This is a genomic window from Streptococcus mitis (genome assembly GCF_946188585.1).
Taxonomy (GTDB): Bacteria; Bacillota; Bacilli; order Lactobacillales; family Streptococcaceae; genus Streptococcus; species Streptococcus mitis_DG.
In genome coordinates this window covers 1-329 of sequence record NZ_CAMHVI010000022.1, presented here as the reverse complement: position 1 = coordinate 329, position 329 = coordinate 1, and the positions used below count along the sequence as shown (strand labels likewise).

The following is a 329-nucleotide window of genomic DNA, read 5'->3' as shown; positions in this document are numbered from 1 at the left end:
AACAATAAAGAATCCTTAGAAGGAACTGTTAGGACAGCTATTGATGCGAAAATCAAGTATCATCAACTTCCTCTCCTCCAGAACTATGAGAGCGCCTTAGACATTATGTCAAAGGATTATGATGCTTTTATCACGACTTTTCAGTCAGAGGTGGGAGAGAGTGATTCCAATGCCATTATCAATACTGATTATCTCTCAGAACTGAGCGCTATCTTCCCGGGCATTACTCAAGCCTTGTCTTATATCCAGCGGGATACATCAAGCACTTACTCAGATATAGCGGACATCATTTCACTGACAGATCCATCAACTAGCGTGATAACGACGGC

The 329-nt window shown here is 41.9% G+C and carries 1 protein-coding gene; it reads left to right on the top strand.

The window, feature by feature from the left end:
* The coding region (locus N8M66_RS09290; RefSeq protein WP_261047223.1) for an LXG domain-containing protein at window positions 1–329 on the top strand (329 nt) is incomplete at both ends.